This window comes from Actinomadura napierensis, assembly GCF_039529375.1.
GTDB classification, from domain to species: domain Bacteria; phylum Actinomycetota; class Actinomycetes; order Streptosporangiales; family Streptosporangiaceae; genus Spirillospora; species Spirillospora napierensis.
The window spans coordinates 1-801 of sequence record NZ_BAAAMR010000289.1; the positions used below are offsets into that span (position 1 = coordinate 1).

Here is an 801-nt window from a genome sequence, read left to right on the forward strand (position 1 = left end):
ACCTGTAATTGCAGGCGCATCAGCACTAATATGTAAAGCAAGCTCATCAATCGCATTTGAAATCAAGTAAGTTTCTAATGCGTCGTTATCTTTAATATATTGCTCTTGCTTACCCTTTTTGAGTTTATACAAAGGTGGCTGTGCAATATAAATATGACCACGTTCCACCAACTCCGGCATTTGACGGAAGAAGAATGTTAATAACAATGTACGAATGTGCGAACCATCGACATCGGCATCGGTCATAATAATAATTTTATGATAACGGAGCTTGTCAGGGTTATATTCTTCACGGCCAATACCACAGCCAAGTGCTGTAATTAATGTACCTACTTCCTGACTAGAGATCATTTTGTCAAAGCGCGCACGCTCAACGTTCAGGATCTTACCTTTTAAAGGTAGAATAGCCTGCATTTTACGGTTACGGCCTTGTTTGGCACTACCACCCGCTGAGTCACCCTCGACAAGATACAATTCAGAAAGCGCTGGGTCTTTTTCCTGACAATCAGCCAATTTACCAGGCAAACCTGCAATATCTAATGCACTCTTACGACGTGTCATTTCACGCGCTTTACGTGCAGCATCACGTGCTCGTGCAGCATCAATAATCTTGCCTGCAATTGATTTTGCAGCTTGTGGATTCTCAAGTAAGTAAGCAGAGAACTCTTTGTTCATTGCTTGCTCTACCGCTGGTTTTACCTCACTTGATACCAATTTTTCTTTTGTCTGAGACGAGAATTTCGGATCAGGAACCTTAACAGAAATAATCGCTGTTAAACCTTCACGCGCATCATCACCAGT

General features: G+C 41.9%; 1 protein-coding gene. It reads right to left on the reverse strand.

Going from position 1 to position 801, the window contains the following annotated elements:
* On the reverse strand, positions 1 to 801 hold an 801-nt coding region (locus ABD296_RS49490; RefSeq protein WP_344285507.1), incomplete at both ends, for a toprim domain-containing protein.